Annotated in this window: 18 protein-coding genes and 1 riboswitch; of the genes, 11 read left to right on the forward strand and 7 right to left on the reverse strand. The window is 73.0% G+C overall.

All coding sequences use genetic code 11. The features are described from left to right. The first annotated feature begins 136 nt into the window (after positions 1–136). Both AB0B86_RS16455 and AB0B86_RS16460 read left to right on the forward strand, forming a co-directional pair. Positions 137–1,969 (forward strand): glycerol-3-phosphate dehydrogenase/oxidase, encoded by a 1,833-nt coding sequence (locus AB0B86_RS16455; RefSeq protein WP_357408778.1) that lies wholly within the window; start codon positions 137–139, stop codon positions 1,967–1,969. Positions 1,970–2,057: 88 nt separating this feature from the next. Continuing rightward, complete coding sequence (locus tag AB0B86_RS16460) at positions 2,058–2,591, forward strand: hypothetical protein (RefSeq protein ID WP_357418473.1); 534 nt, start codon at positions 2,058–2,060, stop codon at positions 2,589–2,591. 9 nt (positions 2,592–2,600) lie between these two features. On the opposite strand, the gene AB0B86_RS16465 is transcribed toward AB0B86_RS16460, so the two are convergent. Then, positions 2,601–4,001: an FAD-linked oxidase C-terminal domain-containing protein gene (locus AB0B86_RS16465; RefSeq protein WP_357408782.1), complete on the reverse strand. Its 1,401-nt coding sequence runs from the start codon at positions 3,999–4,001 to the stop codon at positions 2,601–2,603. Between the two features lie 68 nt (positions 4,002–4,069). Here AB0B86_RS16465 and AB0B86_RS16470 point away from each other — a divergent pair, with 68 nt between their 5' ends. Beyond that, on the forward strand, positions 4,070–4,360 hold the full coding sequence (locus AB0B86_RS16470) for a DUF4031 domain-containing protein (protein WP_357408784.1): 291 nt from the start codon (positions 4,070–4,072) through the stop codon (positions 4,358–4,360). Here AB0B86_RS16470 and AB0B86_RS16475 read toward each other — a convergent pair. Next, positions 4,326–4,988 (reverse strand): metal-dependent phosphohydrolase, encoded by a 663-nt coding sequence (locus AB0B86_RS16475; RefSeq protein ID WP_357408786.1) that lies wholly within the window; start codon positions 4,986–4,988, stop codon positions 4,326–4,328. The genes AB0B86_RS16470 and AB0B86_RS16475 overlap by 35 nt on opposite strands. A gap of 140 nt (positions 4,989–5,128) precedes the next feature. Between AB0B86_RS16475 and AB0B86_RS16480 the strand changes: the two genes are divergently transcribed. After that, on the forward strand, positions 5,129–6,331 hold the full coding sequence (locus AB0B86_RS16480) for an FUSC family protein (RefSeq protein ID WP_357408806.1): 1,203 nt from the start codon (positions 5,129–5,131) through the stop codon (positions 6,329–6,331). Positions 6,332–6,335: 4 nt separating this feature from the next. Here AB0B86_RS16480 and AB0B86_RS16485 read toward each other — a convergent pair whose 3' ends face one another. Further along, entirely contained in the window at positions 6,336–7,604 is a 1,269-nt protein-coding gene (locus AB0B86_RS16485) for an aminotransferase class V-fold PLP-dependent enzyme (RefSeq protein WP_357408788.1), read from the reverse strand. Between the two features lie 46 nt (positions 7,605–7,650). After that, a riboswitch (SAM riboswitch) is annotated at positions 7,651–7,771 on the reverse strand. Between the two features lie 23 nt (positions 7,772–7,794). On the opposite strand from AB0B86_RS16485, the gene AB0B86_RS16490 reads away from it, so the two are divergent. Beyond that, on the forward strand, positions 7,795–9,270 hold the full coding sequence (locus AB0B86_RS16490; protein WP_357408791.1) for a PrsW family intramembrane metalloprotease: 1,476 nt from the start codon (positions 7,795–7,797) through the stop codon (positions 9,268–9,270). A gap of 22 nt (positions 9,271–9,292) precedes the next feature. Here the strand turns inward: AB0B86_RS16490 and AB0B86_RS16495 are convergent, their stop codons facing one another. Together AB0B86_RS16495 and AB0B86_RS16500 are read right to left on the reverse strand one after the other, a co-directional pair. Then, on the reverse strand, positions 9,293–9,460 hold the full coding sequence (locus tag AB0B86_RS16495) for a hypothetical protein (RefSeq protein WP_357253742.1): 168 nt from the start codon (positions 9,458–9,460) through the stop codon (positions 9,293–9,295). 93 nt (positions 9,461–9,553) lie between these two features. Next, positions 9,554–9,892, reverse strand: a complete 339-nt coding sequence (locus tag AB0B86_RS16500; protein WP_357408793.1) for a co-chaperone GroES — start codon at positions 9,890–9,892, stop codon at positions 9,554–9,556. Between the two features lie 160 nt (positions 9,893–10,052). On the opposite strand from AB0B86_RS16500, the gene AB0B86_RS16505 reads away from it, so the two are divergent. Beyond that, the gene (locus tag AB0B86_RS16505) at positions 10,053–11,363 is read left to right on the forward strand and encodes an AI-2E family transporter (RefSeq protein ID WP_357408795.1); all 1,311 of its coding nucleotides are present in this window, start codon (positions 10,053–10,055) and stop codon (positions 11,361–11,363) included. Between the two features lie 365 nt (positions 11,364–11,728). Here the strand turns inward: AB0B86_RS16505 and AB0B86_RS16510 are convergent, their stop codons facing one another. After that, the gene (locus AB0B86_RS16510) at positions 11,729–13,906 is read right to left on the reverse strand and encodes an ATP-dependent DNA helicase (protein ID WP_357418475.1); all 2,178 of its coding nucleotides are present in this window, start codon (positions 13,904–13,906) and stop codon (positions 11,729–11,731) included. A gap of 143 nt (positions 13,907–14,049) precedes the next feature. Here AB0B86_RS16510 and AB0B86_RS16515 point away from each other — a divergent pair, with 143 nt between their 5' ends. The 4 genes from AB0B86_RS16515 to AB0B86_RS16530 all read left to right on the forward strand — a co-directional run bounded on the left by AB0B86_RS16515 (position 14,050) and on the right by AB0B86_RS16530 (position 17,406). Next, positions 14,050–14,556, forward strand: coding sequence for a DUF402 domain-containing protein (locus AB0B86_RS16515; protein ID WP_357412806.1), 507 nt, complete (start codon positions 14,050–14,052; stop codon positions 14,554–14,556). 135 nt (positions 14,557–14,691) lie between these two features. After that, positions 14,692–15,633: a PPK2 family polyphosphate kinase gene (locus AB0B86_RS16520; protein ID WP_357412808.1), complete on the forward strand. Its 942-nt coding sequence runs from the start codon at positions 14,692–14,694 to the stop codon at positions 15,631–15,633. Positions 15,634–15,761: 128 nt separating this feature from the next. After that, positions 15,762–16,388 (forward strand): DUF47 family protein, encoded by a 627-nt coding sequence (locus AB0B86_RS16525; RefSeq protein WP_357351199.1) that lies wholly within the window; start codon positions 15,762–15,764, stop codon positions 16,386–16,388. A gap of 10 nt (positions 16,389–16,398) precedes the next feature. After that, entirely contained in the window at positions 16,399–17,406 is a 1,008-nt protein-coding gene (locus tag AB0B86_RS16530; protein ID WP_357412878.1) for an inorganic phosphate transporter, read from the forward strand. A 51-nt stretch (positions 17,407–17,457) separates the two neighbouring features. On the opposite strand, the gene AB0B86_RS16535 is transcribed toward AB0B86_RS16530, so the two are convergent. Continuing rightward, positions 17,458–18,426 (reverse strand): Gfo/Idh/MocA family oxidoreductase, encoded by a 969-nt coding sequence (locus AB0B86_RS16535; protein WP_357418478.1) that lies wholly within the window; start codon positions 18,424–18,426, stop codon positions 17,458–17,460. A 230-nt stretch (positions 18,427–18,656) separates the two neighbouring features. Between AB0B86_RS16535 and AB0B86_RS16540 the strand changes: the two genes are divergently transcribed. Then, positions 18,657–19,490, forward strand: coding sequence for an NUDIX hydrolase (locus AB0B86_RS16540; RefSeq protein ID WP_357412812.1), 834 nt, complete (start codon positions 18,657–18,659; stop codon positions 19,488–19,490). Positions 19,491–19,689 lie beyond the last annotated feature (199 nt).

Here is a 19,689-nt window from a genome sequence, read left to right on the forward strand (position 1 = left end):
GGACAGATCCGGACCGGCAACTGGTGATCGAAGGGGGTGGCTGGGCTGGTCCGGCCGGGGCGGCGGCGAACGCGGTAGGTGCCGGCCCGGGGCGGCGACGAATGTCGACAGGCGGGCGCGGGGTTACCGTGGACGGGTGCGTGACCCCAATGTCTCCCGTTCCGTCGCCGGCCAACTGTCGCCGGTCCGCCGCGCGTCCGACCTGCGCCGACTGCGCGCCGAGCGCTTCGACGTACTGGTCATCGGGGGCGGGGTGACCGGTGCGGGGGCCGCCCTGGACGCGGCGTCCCGAGGCCTGAAGGTCGCCCTGGTCGAGGCACGTGATCTCGCCGCGGGCACCTCCAGCCGGTCCAGCAAGCTGATCCACGGTGGCCTGCGCTACCTGGAGCAGTTGGAGTTCCACCTGGTCCACGAGGCGCTCACCGAGCGAGGGCTGCTGGCCACCCGACTCGCGCCGCACCTGGTGCGTCCGGTGCCGTTCCTGGTGCCGCTGCCGGCCGGGCGGGGCCTGCGGGATCTGCCGGCCCGGCTCCTCCGCCGCTCGTACTACGGCGCCGGCGTGGCCGCCTACGACGCCTTCGCCGGCGTCTTCGGTCCCGGCCGGGGCATGCCGCTGCACCGGCACCTGACCCGGGAGGGCGCCCGGCGGATCTTTCCGAGCCTGCGGGCCGACGCCCTGGCTGGGGCGATCCGCTACTACGACGGTCAGGTCGACGACGCCCGACTGGTCGTCACCCTGGCCCGGACCGCGGCCAGCCTCGGTGCCACTGTGGTGAGCAGTGCGCGTGCGGTCGGGCTGATCCGGCAGGCGCGTGAGGTGACCGGGGTGCGCGTGCGCGACCTGGAGGCGCCGGAGGGCTCACCGGACGCGGAGTTCGAGGTGCATGCCCGTACCGTCATCGCCGCGACCGGGGTGTGGAGCGACGACATGTCGCGGATGCTCAACGACGTGGGCCTGCGGCCCGGCATCCGGGTGCGCGCCTCCAAGGGGGTGCACCTGGTGGTGCCCCGCTCGGCGATCACCGGCGAGACCGGGCTCATCCTGCGTACGGCGAAGTCGGTGCTCTTCGTCATCCCGTGGGGCGGGCACTGGATCATCGGCACGACGGACACCGACTGGCGACTGGACCGGTCCCACCCGGCCGCCTCGGCTCGCGACATCGACTACCTGCTGGAGCAGGTGAACACGGTGCTGGACCGGCCGTTGACCACCGCCGACATCGAGGGGGTGTACGCCGGGCTGCGACCGCTGCTGGCCGGCGAGGCCGACTCGACCTCGAAGCTCTCCCGTGAGCACGCGGTCTTCGAGCCGATGCTCGGGCTGCTGCTGGTGGCCGGTGGCAAGTACACGACGTACCGGGTGATGGCCTCCGACGTGGTCGACCGGGCCGCCCGCCGGCTCGGCGGCACCCGCCCGTCGCGGACGGCCGATCTGCCGCTGCTGGGGGCGGACGGTTACCCGGCGATGTGGCGGGACCGGGCCGATCTGGCCCGCCGGCACGGTGTGCCGGTGGGCGTGGTGGAGCATCTGCTGGAGCGGTACGGCACCCTCACCCTGGACCTGTTGGCGCTCATCGACGCCGATCCGTTGCTCGCGTCGCCGCTGGCCGGTGCGCCGGAATACCTGGCGGCGGAGGTGGCCTACGCGGCCCGGGCCGAGGGTGCGTTGCACCTGGAGGACGTGCTGACCCGGCGGACCCGGATCTCGTTCGAGACCAGCCACCGGGGGTTGGAGTCGGCGGAGCACGCCGCCGAGTTGATGGGCGCGGTGCTCGGCTGGGACGCGGCCACCCGGGTCCGGGAGGTGGAGCACTACCGCGCCCGGGTGGAGGCGGAGCGACAGTCGCAGTTGATGCCGGACGACGCCGCGGCGGACGCGGCCCGGCTCGGCATCCGGGACGTCCGGGGTTTCGCGGCCGATCGGGGTAGCGGCGACGATCAGGCTGAGCTACGCCCGTCCGCTAGGTGATGAATTGTAACGTTACCAATGGGTAACCATCGATACCAGCCCGGATGGTGGTTTCGGTCGCTACCTACGGTGAGGTAGGTTTCCGCGCGTGCTTCGCCGCGCGCACCCTCGTCTGCTATTGCCGGTCCTCGCCATCGTCCTCATCGGTGCGGTGGCCGGGTGCTCGCTGTTCGACCGGGAGCCACGGGGCACTCCGGCGACCCAGGCGCCCGCGCCGGCGGGCGCCGGCGCGCAACTGGAGATCCCCACCACTGTCGCCGCCGGCGAGGTCAGCCTGCTCCAGCGGCTCGGCGCCGACGGCCCGCTGCGCACCCTGAGCGTCGAACGCGACGGCGCGTGGCAGTGCGCCGACTGCGCCGGTGACGGGGTCACCTCCCGGGGCACCCTCGCCCCGGAGCTGACCGAACGGCTTCAGGTGCTGCTCGCCGACCCGGCGCTGGCAAACGAGACCGATCAGGCCCGGCGGTACCGCACCACCTGCATCGACGCGCTCACGTCCAGCCTGCTCACCTCGACCGGGCTGATCACCTCACAGGACTGCCCCGGCGAGGAGCGCACGCCGGTCGCCGGGGAGATCCTGCTGCTGCTCACCCAGGCCACCCCGGCCGAGGTCAAGGGCTGACGGGTCAGCTCAGAGCACCTTGCCCGGGTTGAGTAGACCGGCCGGGTCCAGTGCCGACTTGATCGCCTGGTGCACCCGCACGCCGACCGGGCCGATCTCCCGGGCCAGCCAGTCCCGCTTGAGCAGCCCCACCCCGTGCTCTCCGGTGCACGTGCCGCCCAGGTCCAGCCCGAGACGCATGATCTCGTCGAAGGCTCGCCGGCCGCGCCGCACGCTCGCCGGGTCGGCCCGGTCGACAACGATGTTCGGGTGCATGTTGCCGTCCCCGGCGTGCCCCACCACACCGATCGGCACCTCACACTCCACGGCGATCCGGGCCACCCCGTCCAGCAGCGCGGCGAGCGAACCGCGCGGCACCGCCACGTCGTCGATCACCAGACCGCCGTTGCCACCCGGGTACGCGTCGGCGGCGTACTTCTCCATCGCCGGGTGGGCCAGCCGGCGGGCCTGCAACAGGGCCGCGGCCTCCACCGCGTCGGTGGCCGCGTAGACCTCGTCGGCACCGGCCGCCGTGCACACCTCGGCCAGGCTGGCCAGGTCGTCGGCGGCCCGGGTGCCGGTGTCCGCGGCGGCCAGCAGCAGGGCCTGCGCGTCGGTCCGCAACCCCATCGGCTGGTACGCCTCGATCGCCCGCAGGTGGGTCTGGTCCAACAACTCCAACAGGCTGGGGGTGAGCCCGCGGGCCGCGATCTCGGCTACCGCCGCGCCGGCCGCCGCTGTCGATCCGAAGACCGCCACCATGGTCAGTGACTCGGCCGGGGCGGGCCGCAGCGCCACGGTCACCTCGGTGATCACCCCGAGGGTGCCCTCCGAGCCGACGAACAGCCGGGTCAGGTCGTAGCCGGCCACCCCCTTGGCCGTCCGCCGCCCGGTACGCAGCACCTCACCGGAGGCGAGCACCACCTCCAGACCGAGCACGTACTCGGTGGTCACCCCGTACTTCACGCAGCACATGCCGCCGGCGTTGGTGGCCACGTTGCCGCCGATCGTGGACGACTGCCAGGAGCCGGGGTCCGGTGGGTACCAGAGCCCCTGCTTGGCCACCGCGCCGGCCAGCGTCGCGTTGACCACCCCCGGCTGGACCACCGCGATCCGGCTCACCGGGTCGATCTCCCGGATCTCGTCCATCGCCACGGTGCTCAACACCACAGCGCCGTCCACCGCGTTCGCCGCGCCGGCCAGCCCGGTCCGCGCGCCCTGCGGCACCACCGGTACGCCGTGTCGGGCTGCCGCCCGGACCACCGCGACCACCTGTGCGGTGCTGCGCGGGCGGGTCACCACGAGCGGGGTGCCGGCCGCGCACAGGTCGGCCTCGTCCCGTTGGTGCATCCGCAGCAGGTCCGGGTCGGTGAGCACGGCGGCGGCACCGAGCGCGGCGCGGAGGTCGTCCAGGAGTGTGGTGGGGGCCATGCTGCCGAGGCTAGGTCGCCGGCCGACGATCATCAACATGATCAACTACGCGGGATAGCTTGGACGTCATGCTCTACCTGGACCGGCCGGCCTGGCCGTGGCGCGGCCGGCTCTGGTCACACCTGATCAGCGACGTCTCCTACGCCGAGCTGCACGCCTTCGCCGAGGCACTCGGCGCACCCCGGCGCGGCTTCGACCGGGACCACTACGACATTCCCGCCGACCGGTTCGCGGCGGCGGTCTGGCTCGGCGCTCAGGTGGTGCCGAGCCGGGAGCTGGTCCGGTTGCTCCGCGCCGCCGATCTACGCCGCCCGAAACACCTGGTCAGCCCGCTTCCGTCGGCGGCTCCGCTGCGGTGAGCGCGGCCAGTTCCCGGCGCACGTTGCCCCGGGCCGACTCCGCCCAGCGGGCCGCCAACGGCGGCAGCCGGAACAGCGCGGGCTGGGCCAGCAGAGCTTCGAGCACCGCCGCCCGTCCCGCCCGGAAGGCCGGCTCCGGCACGTGCGCGTACTCCCGTCGGACCGCCGCCGCGTACCTGTCGTACGCCGCCGGGGGTGCGGCAAGCACGGCGAGGTCCGCGTCGCAGAGCAGGGCGCCGTCCCGGTCGTCCGGATCCACGACGTGCCCGGCGGTGAGCAGCACCAGCCGGCGCACCTCGGCCGCCGTCGGCACCGGCACCCCGAGCCCGGTGAGCACGCTCTCGGCCAGCGCGGCGCTGTCCCGTTCGTTGGCGTCCCCCGTGGTCCGCGGGTCGTAGACCGCGTCGTGCCACCAGGCCGCCAGCCGGACCAGATCGGCCCGGTCGGCCAGCCCGGCGTGCTCGTCCACCACGTCGAGCACCGCCGTCAGGTGGGCCACCGTGTGGTAGTGCCGGTGCGGCTCCCGCCACCTGTCGAGCAGCCGCTCCCCGGCCCGGCTCCACCCCGTGCCCGGCTTCGCACCAGCACCCCGGGCTGCCGCCCGCCACCGCTCAAGCAGATCGACCACCGGCCGAGTCTGCCGCATCCCGGCCACGGCGCGCGACGCGGAAGGATTCAGCGGGCCTGTCCCGGGTAGTCGCGCCCATGGCCGTGGCCCGGGACAAGCGACCACCTGTGGTGCGACGTGCCGCGCTGCGCGATGGGCTGGTGGACGTCGACGGCGCCCGGATCGCCGAGGCCACCGAGCAACTGCGCCATCGCACCCGGGCCACCCTGCACGACCGGCTGCACCGGGTGCGGATGGCCGGTGGACTGGCCGTGCAGGCGGGTCTGGCCGCCGGACTGGCGTACCTGATCTCGCACAAGGTGCTCGGCAACCCGCAGCCGGTCTTCGCGCCGATCTCCGCGGTCGGCACCCTCGCCGCGTCGGTCGGCCAGCGGTTCCGCCGGACCGTCGAGCTGATCGCCGGGGTGGGGATCGGAGTGGCCATCGGTGACTTCCTGATCTACCTGCTCGGCACCGGGGCCTGGCAGCTCGGCCTGGTGGTCACTGTCGCGATCCTGTTCACGATCTTCGCCGGGGCGAGCGTCGCCATCGTCATCCAGGCGGCGGCCACGGCGGTGCTGATCGTGACGTTGAGCCCGTCCACCCAGAATCTGGAGATCCCGCGCTTCGTGGACGCCTTCCTCGGTGGCGGTGTCGCGCTCCTGGTGACCGCAGTGCTGCTGCCGCTGAACCCGCTCCGGGTGATCAACCGGGCCGCCCGGCCGGCGCTGGACCTGCTCGCCGCCCAGCTCGACGCCACAGCTGACGGGTTACGCAGTCGGGACCGCGCCAGCGTCCAGCGTGCCCTGGATCGGCTGCGTAACAACAAGGAGGAACTGGCCACGTTGGCCGAGGCGATCGAGGGGGCGAAGGAGACCGCCACCCTCTCCCCGGCTCGCTGGCACCGCCGCAGCGAGCTGATCCACTACGCGGAGGCGGCCGACCCGGTCGACCGGGCGATGCGCAACACCGGCACGCTGATCCGCAGGTCCGTCACGCTGATCGAGGACGAGGAGCCGGTGCCGGATCCGATGCCCGCCGCGATCGGCCACCTCGCAGAGTCGGTCCGGCTGCTCAAGCACGAGTTCGCCGCCGGCGAGGAGCCGGAGAAGGCCCGGGAACTGTCGCTGCGGGCGGTGAGCGAGGCCGGTCGGGCGTACGGCGACGGCGTCGGCTTCTCCGGCAGCGTGGTCGTCGCCCAGATCCGGACCACCGCCAGCGACCTGCTGGTGGCCTCCGGGATCGAGCAGGAGGAGGCGAACCGGTGGATCCGCACCGCCTTCGGGGAGCAGGAGCGGCCGATCGGTGAGGCGGCCGAGCCGGGCGAGGCGCCGAAACCCCCTACCGCCCCGCCCGTCGGATGACCCCTCAGCCCAGTTCGGCAAGCGCGGCGAGCAGCCGGTCGACGTGCGCCGCCGTGCTGCCCAGGCCGATGCTGGCGCGCAGCGCGGTGGGCGGCAGGTCCCGACGGCCGGTACGCCCCGCCGCCTCGGCGAGCAGCCGCCGGGCCAGCGGGTGGGCGCAGAACAACCCGTCGCGTACGCCGATCCGGTGCCCGCTGGCCAGCCGCGCGGCCACGTCTGCGGAGTCCCGGCCGGCGACCACGAACGAGACGATGCCGACCCGGGGTGCGTCCGAGCCGAAGGTGCGCAGCTCCACCACGTGTGGCAGGGCCTCGATGCCGGTCCGCAGCCGTGCCAGCAGCGCCTGCTCCCGGTCGGCCAGGGCGACCCGGTCTGCCGCGCCGAGCGCCGCGCACACCGCCGCCAGCGCGACCGCGCCGAGCAGGTTCGGGGTGCCACCCTCGTGCCGGGCCGGACCGGTCGCCCAGGTCACGTCGTGGGTGGCCGGGCCGACGTGGCTGGTGGCACCCCCACCCGCCAGGTACGGCGGGGCGGCGTCCAGCCAGTCCGCCCGGCCGATCAGCACGCCCGTGCCGAACGGCGCGTACAGCTTGTGGCCGGACACGGCCAGGTAGTCGACGTCCAGCGCGAGCAGGTCGACCGGGGCGTGCGGGGCGAGTTGCGCGGCATCGAGCACGATCCGGGCACCGTGCCGGTGCGCCACCCGGGCCAGCTCGGCGACCGGCCACCGCTCACCTGTCACGTTGCTCGCACCGGTCACCGCCACCAGCACCGGCAGCGCCGGGTTGCTGCCCCGGCGCAGCTCGCTGAGGGCGGCGGCGAGGGCGCGTACCGCCCCGGCGGGATCGGCGGGCACCGGCAGCCGTACCGAGCCGCGCGGCCAGGGCAGCAGGTTGGCGTGGTGCTCGCCGGCGAAGGTGACCACCGTGGTGCCGGTCGGCAGGGACCGGGCCAGCAGGTTGAGCGCGTCTGTGGTGTTGCGGGTGAAGATCACGTGATCGTCGGCGCGGGCGCCGAAGAAGTCGCCGACCGTCTGCCGGGCCCGCTCGTAGGCGAGGGTGCAGCGCCGCGACAGCGCGCCCGCGCCGCGATGCACGCTTGCGTACCAGGGCAGTAGCTCGGCCACCGCGTCGGCGGCGGCCCGCGCGCACGGCGCGCTGGCCGCGTAGTCCAGGTTGATCTCACCTGGCACGCCGAGGACGTCCAGCGGCGCTGACGGCGCGGGCGCGACAGTGGGCAGGGCGGGCAGCGAGGGAACGAGGGTGACGGGCATGCCGGAACCTCCGGGGTCAGGGACCCCGGGTGCGGCATCGGGACGGGGTCCGCGCTTGCCCAGCACACCGATCGGGCTGGGCCCGGTCATCACCCGGGGCACCCCACCGCGAACTCGACGAGGGTTGCCGGCCAGCAAGCCGGGGCTGAACGCTGGCACTCGTGACCTGCCGGCAGCATAGCGGCAACCGATGCGACCGGACCAGCCGGCGGCCGATGGCTACGCTGACGGCATGGCCGACATCCCGCCCGGTACGCCCCTGCCGTCGTCGCCCGCACCCGCGGCCCCGTCCGTCGGCGAGGCGCCCCGGATGCCGCGACGTCGGCTGGGCTGGCGGCGGTTCCTGGCGTTGGCCGGGGTGGTGCTGCTCATCGCCGCCTGCGCGGTGTTCATGGTCTTCACGCTCGGCCAGTCGCTCGGCGCGCAGGCCCTGCTGATCGGCGTTGCCGCCGCCGTCCTGCCGGTGCCGGTGCTTGTCGGCTGCTTCCTCTGGCTGGACCGGTACGAGCCGGAGCCGCTGAAATACCTCATCTTCTGCTTCGCCTGGGGCGCGTTCGTCTCCACCGCCGCCTCGCTCACGGTAAACGACTTCGCCGCCAATCGGTTCGCCGACTGGGGGCTGCCCGACGCGCTCACCGGCGTGCTGGTGGCGCCGTTCATCGAGGAGTTGACCAAGGCACTGGGCCCGATCCTGCTGCTGGTGTTCCGTCGGCGTCAGTGGTCCGGGATCACCGACGGCCTGGTCTACTGCGGCCTGTCCGCGGTCGGCTTCGCCATGGTGGAGAACATCCTCTACCTGGGTGGGTTGGGCTACGCGGCCGGCGCCGACCGGTACGGTCCGGTGACCGGCATCAACCAGGTCATCTCGATCTTCATCCTGCGGATCCTGCTGTTCGGGTTCGCCCATCCGCTTTTCACCTCGATGACCGGTGTGGGGTTGGGCATCGCGGCGCGGACGGCGGACCGTCGGGTCCGGGTGCTCGCCCCGATCGCCGGCCTGCTGCTGGCGATGATGTTGCACGGCACCTGGAACCTGCTGCCCACGCTCACCCAGGCCACCGGCCAGGCGTTGATCATGCTGTACGGCTTCCTGGGCCTGATGGTGCCTGTCTTCTTCGGCATGGTGGGTTTCGCGGTGTGGCTGCGCGCCTGGGAGGGGCGGCTCACCGAGCGGACCCTGCCCGACTACGTCCGGGCCGGCTGGCTGAGCCCACCCGAGGTGGCGGCGTTGAGCAGCCTCGGCCGGCGGCACGCGGCCCGCAGTTGGGCGCGGCGGGTGGCCGGCGACGCCGGGGTGCGGGCGATGCGCGGCTACCAGTCCGCCGCCACCCGCCTGGCCCTGCTGCGCGACGGCTCGCTCCGCGGCCTGGACCGCAAGCCCGCCGACCAGGAGCGGACCGCGCGGGAGGAGCGGGAGTTGCTTGACGCGATATGCGGGTACCGGTCGTTCTTCGCCGGCCGGGACCCGCAGGCCCCGACGGGAGTCTGGGACGGCACCCGCTACCACCTGCGTTTTCCAGACGGTACGCAGCGCCCGGTGGACGCCCCGGATGAGCCGGTGGTGCCGATCCCGGTGGTGCTGGCCCCGGCGCCGCCGGCGGGCTACGCCCCGCCCGGCTGGCCCGGCCTGCACTCGGCGCAGCCGTGGCCGCCGGGTCGCCCCTGACGGGTTGCCCCGGCCGGCGGCCTCAGGTCATCAGCGAGGTGAGGAAGTCACCGAAGCCCTGGAACATCGCCATCAGCGCACCACCGATGGCTTTGAAGATCTGCGCCGCACCGTCCGGCCGGAAGGCCATGAAGTAGATCAGGAACGCGACACTGCCCCAGGTCAACAGCTTCTTCACGAATACCGGCATCGTCCCTCCCCAGGGCCACGGTCGCCGGATGGCTTCCCGTCGTGCGGCCTGGCAAACGATGCGCGGTGCGGCCCGTTGGCCGGGGGAGGTGCGTCAGAGGTAGAGGCCGGTGGAGTCGTTCTCGATCCGCTCGGCGGCCACCGCGTGCACGTCGCGCTCCCGCAGCAGCACGTACCCGCGGCCGTGCAGCTCGACCTCGGAGCGGTCGTCCGGGTCGAACAGCACCCGGTCGCCGGAGACGATGGCGCGCACGTTCGGCCCGACCCCGACGGCGGTGGCCCAGGCGAGGCGTTTGCCGACCTGGGCGGTCGCCGGGATGACGATGCCAGCTGTGGAACGGCGCTCGCCCTCGCCGCCCTCCATGCGCACCAGCACACGGTCGTGCAGCAGCCGGATCGGCAGGCCGGCGTCGAGATCGTTGTCGGCGGTCACGTCGCAGACGCTACCGTGTGGCCGACGGCGGACCGTCGGTGGTTAGGCGGGTGGTGCCGAGGGCATTGTGTGGCGGAACTGCCCTACGGTGTCGGCAACGGACGTATGCTGTCCGACCTGCCGCCGTGGGCGGGCCGGCTTCTTCTGCCAGGAGGTGCGCTTGAGCCGCTTCGAGCGGGTACGCGGCCGACTCCGTCGCGCCTACCGGTCGCGAAAGGAGTCGGCGTGGGTCGACGAGGGCACCCCGAGCGACGAGTTGAGTGAGGTGTCGGACGAGGCCCGGGTGGCGTCTCCGGCCGTGCCGGGGCCGACCGCGCCGCCGACCGCCTCGGTCTACGGCGCGGAACCGCCGGTGGACCTGCACAGCTCGACCTCCAGCCGCGACGACGCCGACGTCCCGCACGGGCTGCGGATCGCCGCCGCGTGGTGCTGGCGGCTGATCGTGATCGGTGTGGTGGCCTGGGCGCTGCTCAGGATCGTCAGCACCGTCAAGATCGTGATCATTCCGCTGGCCATCGCGCTGCTGCTCTCCGCGTTGCTCGCGCCGGCGGTGGGCTGGTTGTTGCGGGCTCGCCTGCCCCGGTCGCTGGCGACGGCGGTGGTGCTTGTCGGCGGTCTCGTCGCGGTGATCGGCACGTTGACGCTCGTGGTGAACGAGTTCATCCGGGGCGTGCCGGAGCTGAGCGAGAAGTCCTCGGAGGGCGTCCGGCAGATCCAGAACTGGCTGAAGACAGGGCCGCTGCACCTCTCCGACACCCAGCTCGACCGCTACATCGACGAGGCGCAGAGCTGGATCAACAACAACACCTCCCGCTTCACAAGCGGTGCCCTGAGCACCGCCGCCACGCTTGCCGAGGTGCTGACCGGCACGCTGCTTGTGCTCTTCGCGACGTTCTTCTTCCTGCGCGACGGCAACCGGATCTGGCGCTTCCTGGTCCGGCTGTTGCCGGTGGCCGCCCGGTGGAAGGTCGACGACGCGGGCCGGGCCTCCTGGCAGACGCTCGTCGCCTACGTACGCGCGACAGTCCTGGTGGCCTTCATCGACGCGGTCGGCATCGGCATCTTCCTGGTCATCTTCGACATCCCGTTCGCCTTCCCGCTGGCCGCGCTGGTCTTCCTCGGGGCGTTCATCCCGATCGTCGGTGCGGCGCTCTCCGGCGGCGTGGCGGTGCTGGTGGCCCTGGTCGACAGCGGCCCGGTCACCGCGTTGATCATCCTGGGTGTGGTGATCGGGGTGCAGCAGGTGGAGGGGCACGTGCTCCAGCCGCTGATCATGGGCCGGGCGGTCGCCCTCCACCCGCTCGCGGTGATCATCGGCATCGCCGCCGGGGTGGTACTCGCCGGCATCACCGGTGCGCTGGTCTCCGTGCCGCTGATCGCGGTGCTGAACACCGCGGTCCGCCGGCTCGCCGCCCGCAGGGTCCCGGACACCCCACCCGACGCAGTGGTCGTCGCCTCCCAGGCACCCTGACCGGCCCGCGCGCCCCCGCGCGCCCCCGCGCGCCCCCGCGCGCCCCCGCGCGCCCCCGCGCGCCCCCGCGCGCCCCAAGATCGCGCAACAACATGGAAAGAGTGGCCTCCCGTAACGGGGAGGCCACTCTTTCCATGTTCGTGCGTGACCAAGCGGGCTGGCGACGCAGCGCAGGCGCCGGCCGGGGAAAACGCCGCGCGGGGCGGCCGGGGCGCGCGGGGCGGGCGGGCACGCGGGGCGCGCGGGGCGGGCGGGCACGCGGGGCGCGCGGGGCGCGCGGGGCGCGCGGGTGCGCGGGGCGCCTGGGTGCGCGGGGCGCCTGGGGCGGAGTGGGGCGGGACCGGGCACGGCCGGCCCCGGCGGCGTCAGGACTTGGCGAGGCGTTGCAGAGCGCCGCGGGCCACCTCGGGGCGGGTCGTGTACCAGAAAGGCGGCAGCGAACGGCGCAGGAACGGCCCGTAGCCACGAGCCGTCTCCAGCCGGGAGTCGAGCACCGCGACCACCCCCCGGTCGCCGGTCGCCCGGATCAGCCGGCCCACGCCCTGCGCCAGCCGCACCGCCGCGATCGGCACGCTGACCGCGGAGAAGCCGGAACCACCGCCCGCGTCCACTGCCGCGGCACGGGCTGCCGCCAACGGCTCGTCCGGGCGCGGGAAGGGCAGCCGGTCGATGACGACGAGCTGGCACGCGTCACCCGGCACGTCCACGCCCTGCCAGAGCGACATCACGCCGAACAGGCAGCTCGCCCGCTCCTCCCGGAACCGGCGGACCAGCAGTGGCAGCGCCTCCTCACCCTGCAACAGCACCGGCAGGTCGGTGCGGGCGCGCACCAGCTCCGCGGCCTGCTGCGCGGCCCGCCGGGAGGAGAAGAGCCCGAGGGTACGACCACCGAGCGCCTCGACCAGCGCGAGCAGCTCTTCCCCGGCGGCGTCGGGCAGCCCGGAGACGCTGGGGCGGGGCAGGTGCGCGGCGACGTACAGGATGCCCTGCCGGGCGTAGTCGAACGGCGAACCGACGTCGAGGGACCGCCAGCCGGGGCCTTCGGTCGCTGGCACTACGGCGTTCGGTACGACGGCGTTCGGGGCGGCGTCGCCGGCCAGCCGACGAACTGGCGTCTCGGCGGCCGGGCGGCCCGGGCCGGTGCGGGCGGCCAGCGCGGCCGCGGCGGGGGATGGCGGGGCGGGCGGCGGTGCGTCCAACCCGAGGGCGCGGGCCACCGTGTCGAACCGGCCGCCCAACGCCAGGGTCGCCGAGGTGGCGACGACTGTGCGTTCGTCGTACAGGTGGGTGGCGAGGGTGCCGGCCACCGACAGCGGCGCGACCACCAGGGCTCGGCGGCTGCCGCTGTCGTTCTTCTCCACCCAGGCCACGTCGTGGTCGGCCTCCTCCAGCAGTCGCTGCGCGGTGCCGGAGAGTTCGTCAAGTGCGGCCTTGGCCTGCTGCTTGCGGACCGGGTCGGGATCGTCGGACTTGATGTCGCCGATGGCGTCCAGGGCGGCCCGGGTCGCCGCGTCGAGCAGCGTGCACGCCTCCCGCAACGGTGTGGGCAGCCCGGCGGTGAGTCGCCCGGCCGGCGCCTCGGCCAGCCCGACCGCGAGGGCGTCGCCGGCCGCGGTGAGCGCCTCGGCGGTCTCCGGCCGTAGCAGCGTCCGGGCCCGCCGGGTGGTGCGGTCGATCTGCTCCGGCACCAGCTCCGCCTGGGCGGCGGAGGAGACCCGGTCGGCCAGCTCGTGCGCCTCGTCGACGATGAGCAGCTTGTGCGGCGGCACGATGTGCCGGTCGGCGAGCATGTCGACAGCGAGCAGGCTGTGGTTTGTCACGACGATGTCGGCCTCCCGGGCGCGCGCCCGGGACGCCTCGGCGAAGCACTCCTGCCCGAACGGGCAGCGGGCCGCCCCGACGCACTCCCGGGCCGGCATCGACACCAGCCGCCAGGCCTGATCGTCGACGCCCGGGTCCAGCTCATCCCGGTCGCCGGTGGCGGTCCGCTCGGCCCAGTCGCGCAGCCGCTCGACCTGCTTGCCCAACCGGCCCGCCTCACCGAGCCACTTCGTCCCGCCCCCGGGGCGGGCCGCCGGGGCGTCGAAGAGCGTGTCCTCCGGCTCTTCCTCGGTGGAGTTGTCGAGCCGGGCGAGGCAGAGGTAGTGGTGGCGGCCCTTGAGCACCGCGAACGTGGGCCGACGGCCGAGCAGCGGTTCGACCGCGTCGGCCAGCCGGGGCAGGTCGTGGTCGACAAGCTGCGACTGCAACGCCAGGGTGGCGGTGGAGACCACCACCGGGCCGTCCACGGTGAGCGCCGGTGCGAGGTAGGCGAGCGACTTGCCGGTGCCGGTGCCCGCCTGCACCAGCAGATGCTCGCCGCCGGCCACGCACTCCTCGATCGCGGTGGTCATCTGCTGTTGGCCGGGGCGTTCCGCTCCGCCGGGCACCGCGCCGACCGCCGCCGCCAGCAGCTCGCTGCCGCTGGGCCGGGCACCCCGCCGCCGGCCCTTGGCGCGGGCCGACGGGGTGGCGGAACCGGTGGTGGTGCGGGACGGAGTCACCGTGCGACGGTACCCGTCGCCGCCGACACCGGCCGTGCCCCTCCGCCGCGTGGCGCGCTGCCGACCCCGCCCGTCGTCGCTGTCGCGTCACCCGGTTACCGCCGCGCTACGACGGGTGGGCGGTATCGGTTAGGGTGCGAATCATGCCGAGCGACATGGTCCGAGTGATCTACCGCAAGTACGACGGCAGCGCCCACCGCGACTACCCGGCCCGCCGGCTGACGGAGGACGACCTCGGTATCTGGCTCGGCGTGCCGCAGGGCACCGAGTCGGTCTACCACGGTCGGCCGTCGGTGGAGAAGATTCCGTTCGTGCTGCTGGTTCCCCACCGTGCCTGGTGGACGGCCATGTTCAACCCTCCGCCCCGCACCAGCGAGGTCTACTGCGACATCGCCACCCCGGCCCGCTGGGAATCCGACGACACGGTCCACCTGATCGATCTGGACCTGGACGTCGTCCGGCGGCGGGCCACCGGCCTGGTGGAACTGCTGGACGAGGACGAGTTCGCCGAGCACCGGGCCCGGTTCGGCTACCCGGACGACGTGGTGGCCGAGGCCGAGGCCGCCGCCCAGCGACTCTTCGGAGCGCTCGGCGACGGCACCGAGCCGTTCGCCAGCGCGTACCGGAAGTGGTTGGCCCTGGTGGTCTGACGCCGCCACGCGCGGCCGGTTCACCACCGCACGGCCCACCACCACCCTCCTGTCGGGGTCGTACGCGGACCGCGCCGACCGGCGGTGGGTGGGCCTCGGCGGGCGGATCGACTGCGATTGGGCGATGATCCGTGGATGAGCGCACCCCGACAAGGGCAGATCGTGGCACCGGCCGGCGGTTCGGTGCGGGAGTTGTTGCGGGTCACCGCACCGGTGGACCTGGGCGCGGTGGACCCCCGGTCCACGCCCGGCGTGCCGGACACGGCAGGACGCGGCGAGCAGCGCAAGGCCTGGGCGCGGGAGCAGGTGGAGCTGGTCGGCGGCGAGCTGGCCCGGCAGCAGGAGATGCTCTACGCGATGGCCAAGGCCGGTTTGGACCGGCCGGCCCGCCGGGTGCTGCTGGTGCTCCAGGCGATGGACTGCGGCGGCAAGGACGGCACGATCAAGAGGGTGGCCGGCGCGATGAATCCGCTGGGCCTGCACATCCGCTCGTTCGGGCCGCCGACTCGCCAGGAGTTGCGGCACGACTTCCTGTGGCGGATCCGGCGGGAGTTGCCGCCACCGGGGTACGTGGGGATGTTCAACCGTTCGCACTACGAGGACGTGTTGATCGCCCGGGTCGCCGCGCTGGTGCCGGAGGCGACCTGGCGGGCCCGCTACGACGAGATCAACTCGTTCGAGCGGGAGTTGACCGAGGGTCGGCTGACAGTGCTCAAGGTGATGCTGCACATCTCGTACGCCGAGCAGGGCAAGCGCCTGCTGGAACGGCTCACCGACCCGCGCAAGCACTGGAAGTACAACCCCTCCGACGTCGACTCCCGATCGCACTGGGACGACTACCAGGCCGCGTACGCCGAGGCCCTCAGCCGGTGCGGCACGGACGCCGCGCCCTGGTTCGTGGTGCCGGCGGACCGTAAGTGGTACCGGGACTGGGCGGTGGCCCATCTGCTGCGTGAGACGTTCGGCACGCTCGACCTGGGGTATCCGGCTGCCGATTTCGACGTCGACAGTGAGCGCGAACGGTTGGTCGCTGGGGGAGCGGGTGCGGGTGGGACTGCCGAGATGAACAGCAGATGAACGACCGGTGAATGACGTCTGACCAGGGGTGGGCCGTCGAATTCGCGGTTCTGTCGTTTCCTAGCATTCACCGAGCGGGTGCCCGACGGGTGCCGCCACCCTTCCACCGACGCGACGAGGTCTGTGCTGTGAAGTTTTCCTTCCGCCCCACCGAGGGCGCCTTCTACGAGCTCTTCACCAGGGCCGCGCAGAACCTGGTCCGGGGCACCACGCTGCTCAACGAGCTGGCCCTGCCGGGCGTGGATGTGCAGTCCGTGAGTGAGCGGCTGACCGAGGTCGAGCACGACAGCGACCAGATCACCCACGACCTGTACAAGAAGATCAACTCAACCTTCATCACGCCGTTCGACAGGGAGGACATCTACCGGCTCGGCTCGCTGCTCGACGACGTGATGGACCACCTGGAGGCGGTGGGCGACCTGCTCTACCTGTACGGGCTGACCGAGCTGCCGGCGCTGCCCCGCGAGCTGCACGAGATGGTCAACGTGCTCGACCAGCAGGCCAAGCTGACCGCCGACGCGATGCCCCGGCTGAAGTCGATGAAGGATCTTGAGGACTACTGGATCGAGTGCAACCGGCTGGAGAACGAGGGCGACCGGATCAACCGGCAGTTGCTCGTCCGGCTCTTCTCCGGTGAGTACGACGCGTTGACGGTGCTGAAGATGAAGGAGGTCGCCGACGAGCTGGAGGCGGCCTGCGACGCCTTCGAGCACGTGGCCAACACTGTCGAGACCATCGCGGTCAAGGAGTCCTGAGCCGGTGACTGTGACACCCGAACTCATCGCCGTGTTGGCGGTGATCGGGGTAGCCCTGGCGTTCGACTACACCAACGGCTTCCACGACGCCGCCAACGCGATCGCGACAAGCGTCTCCACCCGGGCGTTGACCCCCCGGATCGCCCTCGGCCTCGCCGCCGTCGGCAACTTCGTCGGCGCACACTTCGGTGCCGGCGTGGCCAAGACGGTCGGCGACGGCCTGGTCACCCTGCCGACCGGGGTGAACAGCCTCGGCGTGGTCTTCGCCGGGGTGCTCGGGGCGATCGCCTGGAACCTGATCACCTGGTACTTCGGGCTGCCCTCGTCGTCCTCGCACGCGCTCTTCGGCGGCCTGGTCGGCGCGACCCTGCTGTCCACCGGGGGCATCGTGCAGTGGGGCAACATCGGCGAGAAGGTGCTGCTGCCGATGGTGCTCTCGCCGATCGTCGGCCTCACCCTCGGTTACGTGCTGATGCTGGCCATCCTCTGGCTGTTCCGCAAGGGGCAGCCGGGCAAGCTCAACCGGGGCTTCCGCTGGGCGCAGACCGTCTCCGCGGCGGCCATGTCGGTGGGCCACGGCATGCAGGACGCCGCCAAGACCATGGGCATCGTGGTGCTGGCGCTCTACACGGGTGGTTTCCAGGAGAGCAAGACGCACATCCCGGGCTGGGTGTTCTGGACCTCGGCGACGATGCTGGCGCTTGGCACGTACGCCGGCGGCTGGCGGATCATCCGCACCCTCGGTCGTAAGATCATCGACCTGGGGCCGCCGGAGGGCTTCGCCGCCGAGACGGTCGCCAGCGCGGTGCTCTACTTCAACGCCCTGGTGTTGAAGGCACCGATCTCCACCACCCACACCATCACCTCGGCGATCATGGGCGTGGGCGCGACCAAGCGGCTCTCCGCGGTCCGCTGGAACGTCGCAGGCAACATCGTGCTCGCCTGGATCATCACGTTCCCGGCCGCCGCACTCATCGCCTGCGTCACCTACCTGCTGGTCCGGCCGCTCTTCGGCTGACCGGACCCGGCACCACGACGGCCCCGGTCACCGCGACCGGGGCCGTTCGTCTCACTCGTAGCGCACGCCGATCTGCTCCCGCACCGTGTCCAGCAGCGCCATCACCTCAAGGGTCGTGGTGTGCGGCACGACAGGGCTCTCGGTCAGCCCGGCCGCCAGGCAGCGCTGCACCTCGATCGCCTCGTACTGGTAGCCGTTGCCGGCCCCGTCGGCGGCGATCGTCTCCGGCTCCGCGCCGGCCCGGTGCACCGTCACCGACCCCGGCCGGAAGAACGGCTCCGGCAGGTCGATCCGTCCCTCGGTGCCCGTGATCGAGGCGGTCTGCCCGCTCAACCCGACAATGCCGCAGCTCAGGGTTGCCAGCGCTCCGCTGTCGTAGCCGAACAGCAGGCCGGTGTTCTCGTCCGTCCCCTCCGGGCCGAGCTGCGCCCAGGACCTGATGTGCTGCGGCACCCCGAGCAACAGGTGGGCCAGGCTGATCGGGTAGATACCCAGGTCGAGCAGCGCGCCGCCGCCCAGCGCCGCGTTGCGCATCCGGTGCTCCGGCGGGAACGGCCCGGACACCCCGAAGTCGGCCCGGACACCGGTCACCGTGCCGATCGCCCCCTGCGAGATCAGCTCGACCACCCGCAGGATCATCGGGTTCAGCCGCATCCACATGGCCTCCATCAGGAAGACCCCGGCGGCGCGGGCGGTGTCCACCAGTTCGGTGCTGGTGGCCAGGTCGAGGGTGAACGGCTTCTCCAACAGCACCGCGCGACCGGCGGTCAGGCAGGTCATCGCGGCCTCGTGGTGCGCGGAGTGCGGCGTCGCCACGTAGATCGCGTCCACCTCCGGGTCGGCGGCCAGCTCCACCCAGGAGCCGTACGCGCGCTTCGCGCCGTACGTGTCGGCGAAGCGCCGCGCGCTCTCGACGGCGCGCGAGCCGACCGCGACCAGTTCGGCGTCCGGCACTAACCGGAGGTCTTCGGCGAAACGGCTGGCGATGTGGCCGGTGGCCAGGATGCCCCAACGAGTCATGCCGGAACGCTAACCCCTGTGCCTGCGGGGCGAACGCCGCCCCTCGCCGCCCGGCCACCCCTCGGTTCCCCCTTTGCTCTGCTTCAGCCCAGGCAACACCGACGAGCCGTTTCTGTTGCCTCCGCTGAAGCAGAGCAATTCTGTTGCCTCCGCTGAAGCAGAGCAAAGGGGCTGAGCATGGGTTCGCGGCGCCCCGGCAGTGCGGTGTGGCGGCGAACTAGGCTCGCGGCATGACGATCGACAGTGCCGGCTTCGTCGCGCCCGCCGCCCTGGTCGAGCACGCCCGCCGGTTCCAGGCCGAGGGTGGCACTCCGGCCACGCCGCGGGTCGCGGCAACCGTCTTGCTGCTGCGTCCGACCGACACCGACTTCGAGGTGTACGTCATCCGCCGGGTCGCCGCGATGACCTTCGGCGGGATGTACGCCTTCCCCGGCGGCGGGGTGGACCGCTCCGACTCCGAGGCACATCTGGACTGGGCGGGGCCGGCACCGGACGAGTGGGCGGACCGGCTCGGGGTGGCCCCGGACGCCGCCCAGGCGGTGGTCTGCGCCGCCGCGCGGGAGGTCTTCGAGGAGGCTGGCGTACTGCTCGCCGGCCCGGACCGGGGGACAGTGGTCGGCGACGTCAGCGGCGACGACTGGGAGGCGGCCCGGCAGGACCTGGAGGGGCGTCGGCTGGGCTTCGCGGCGCTGCTCGCCGACCGTCAGCTCACCCTGCGGTCGGACCTGCTGCTGCCCTGGAGCCGGTGGATCACTCCCGAGTTCGAGCCGCGCCGCTTCGACACGTACTTCTTCGTCGCCCTGCTGCCGGCGGGACAGCGGACCCGCGACGTCTCCGGCGAGGCCGACCACACGCTGTGGATCCGGCCGGCGGACGCGCTGGCCCGGGCTGAGGCCGGCGAGCTGACGATGCTGCCGCCGACCCTGGTCACGCTGGCCCAGGTGGCGGCGGCCGGCGACCTGGCCGGCGTGGCCCGTGCGGCGGCCGACCGGGACGCCGCCACCCCGGTCACCCCGCGTCTGGACCTGCCCCCGAACGGCGAACCCCGCTTCGTCCTCGATTGAGCCGCTCGCTGCCCCGTCGCGCGTCGCCCGCTGCCCGTCTGCAAGATCGTGCTCGATCCTTGAAGTAGTGGCATCGTCGTGCGGGGGAGGCCACTACTTCCATGTTCCAGCACGATCTTGCGCGGGCGCGGGCGCGGGCGCGGGCGCCGGGCGCCGGGCGCCGGGCGGCGGTGCCGGGGCGGCGGTGGCGGTGGGGCAG

This window comes from Micromonospora sp. NPDC049047, assembly GCF_040649135.1.
In the GTDB taxonomy this organism is placed as follows: domain Bacteria; phylum Actinomycetota; class Actinomycetes; order Mycobacteriales; family Micromonosporaceae; genus Micromonospora.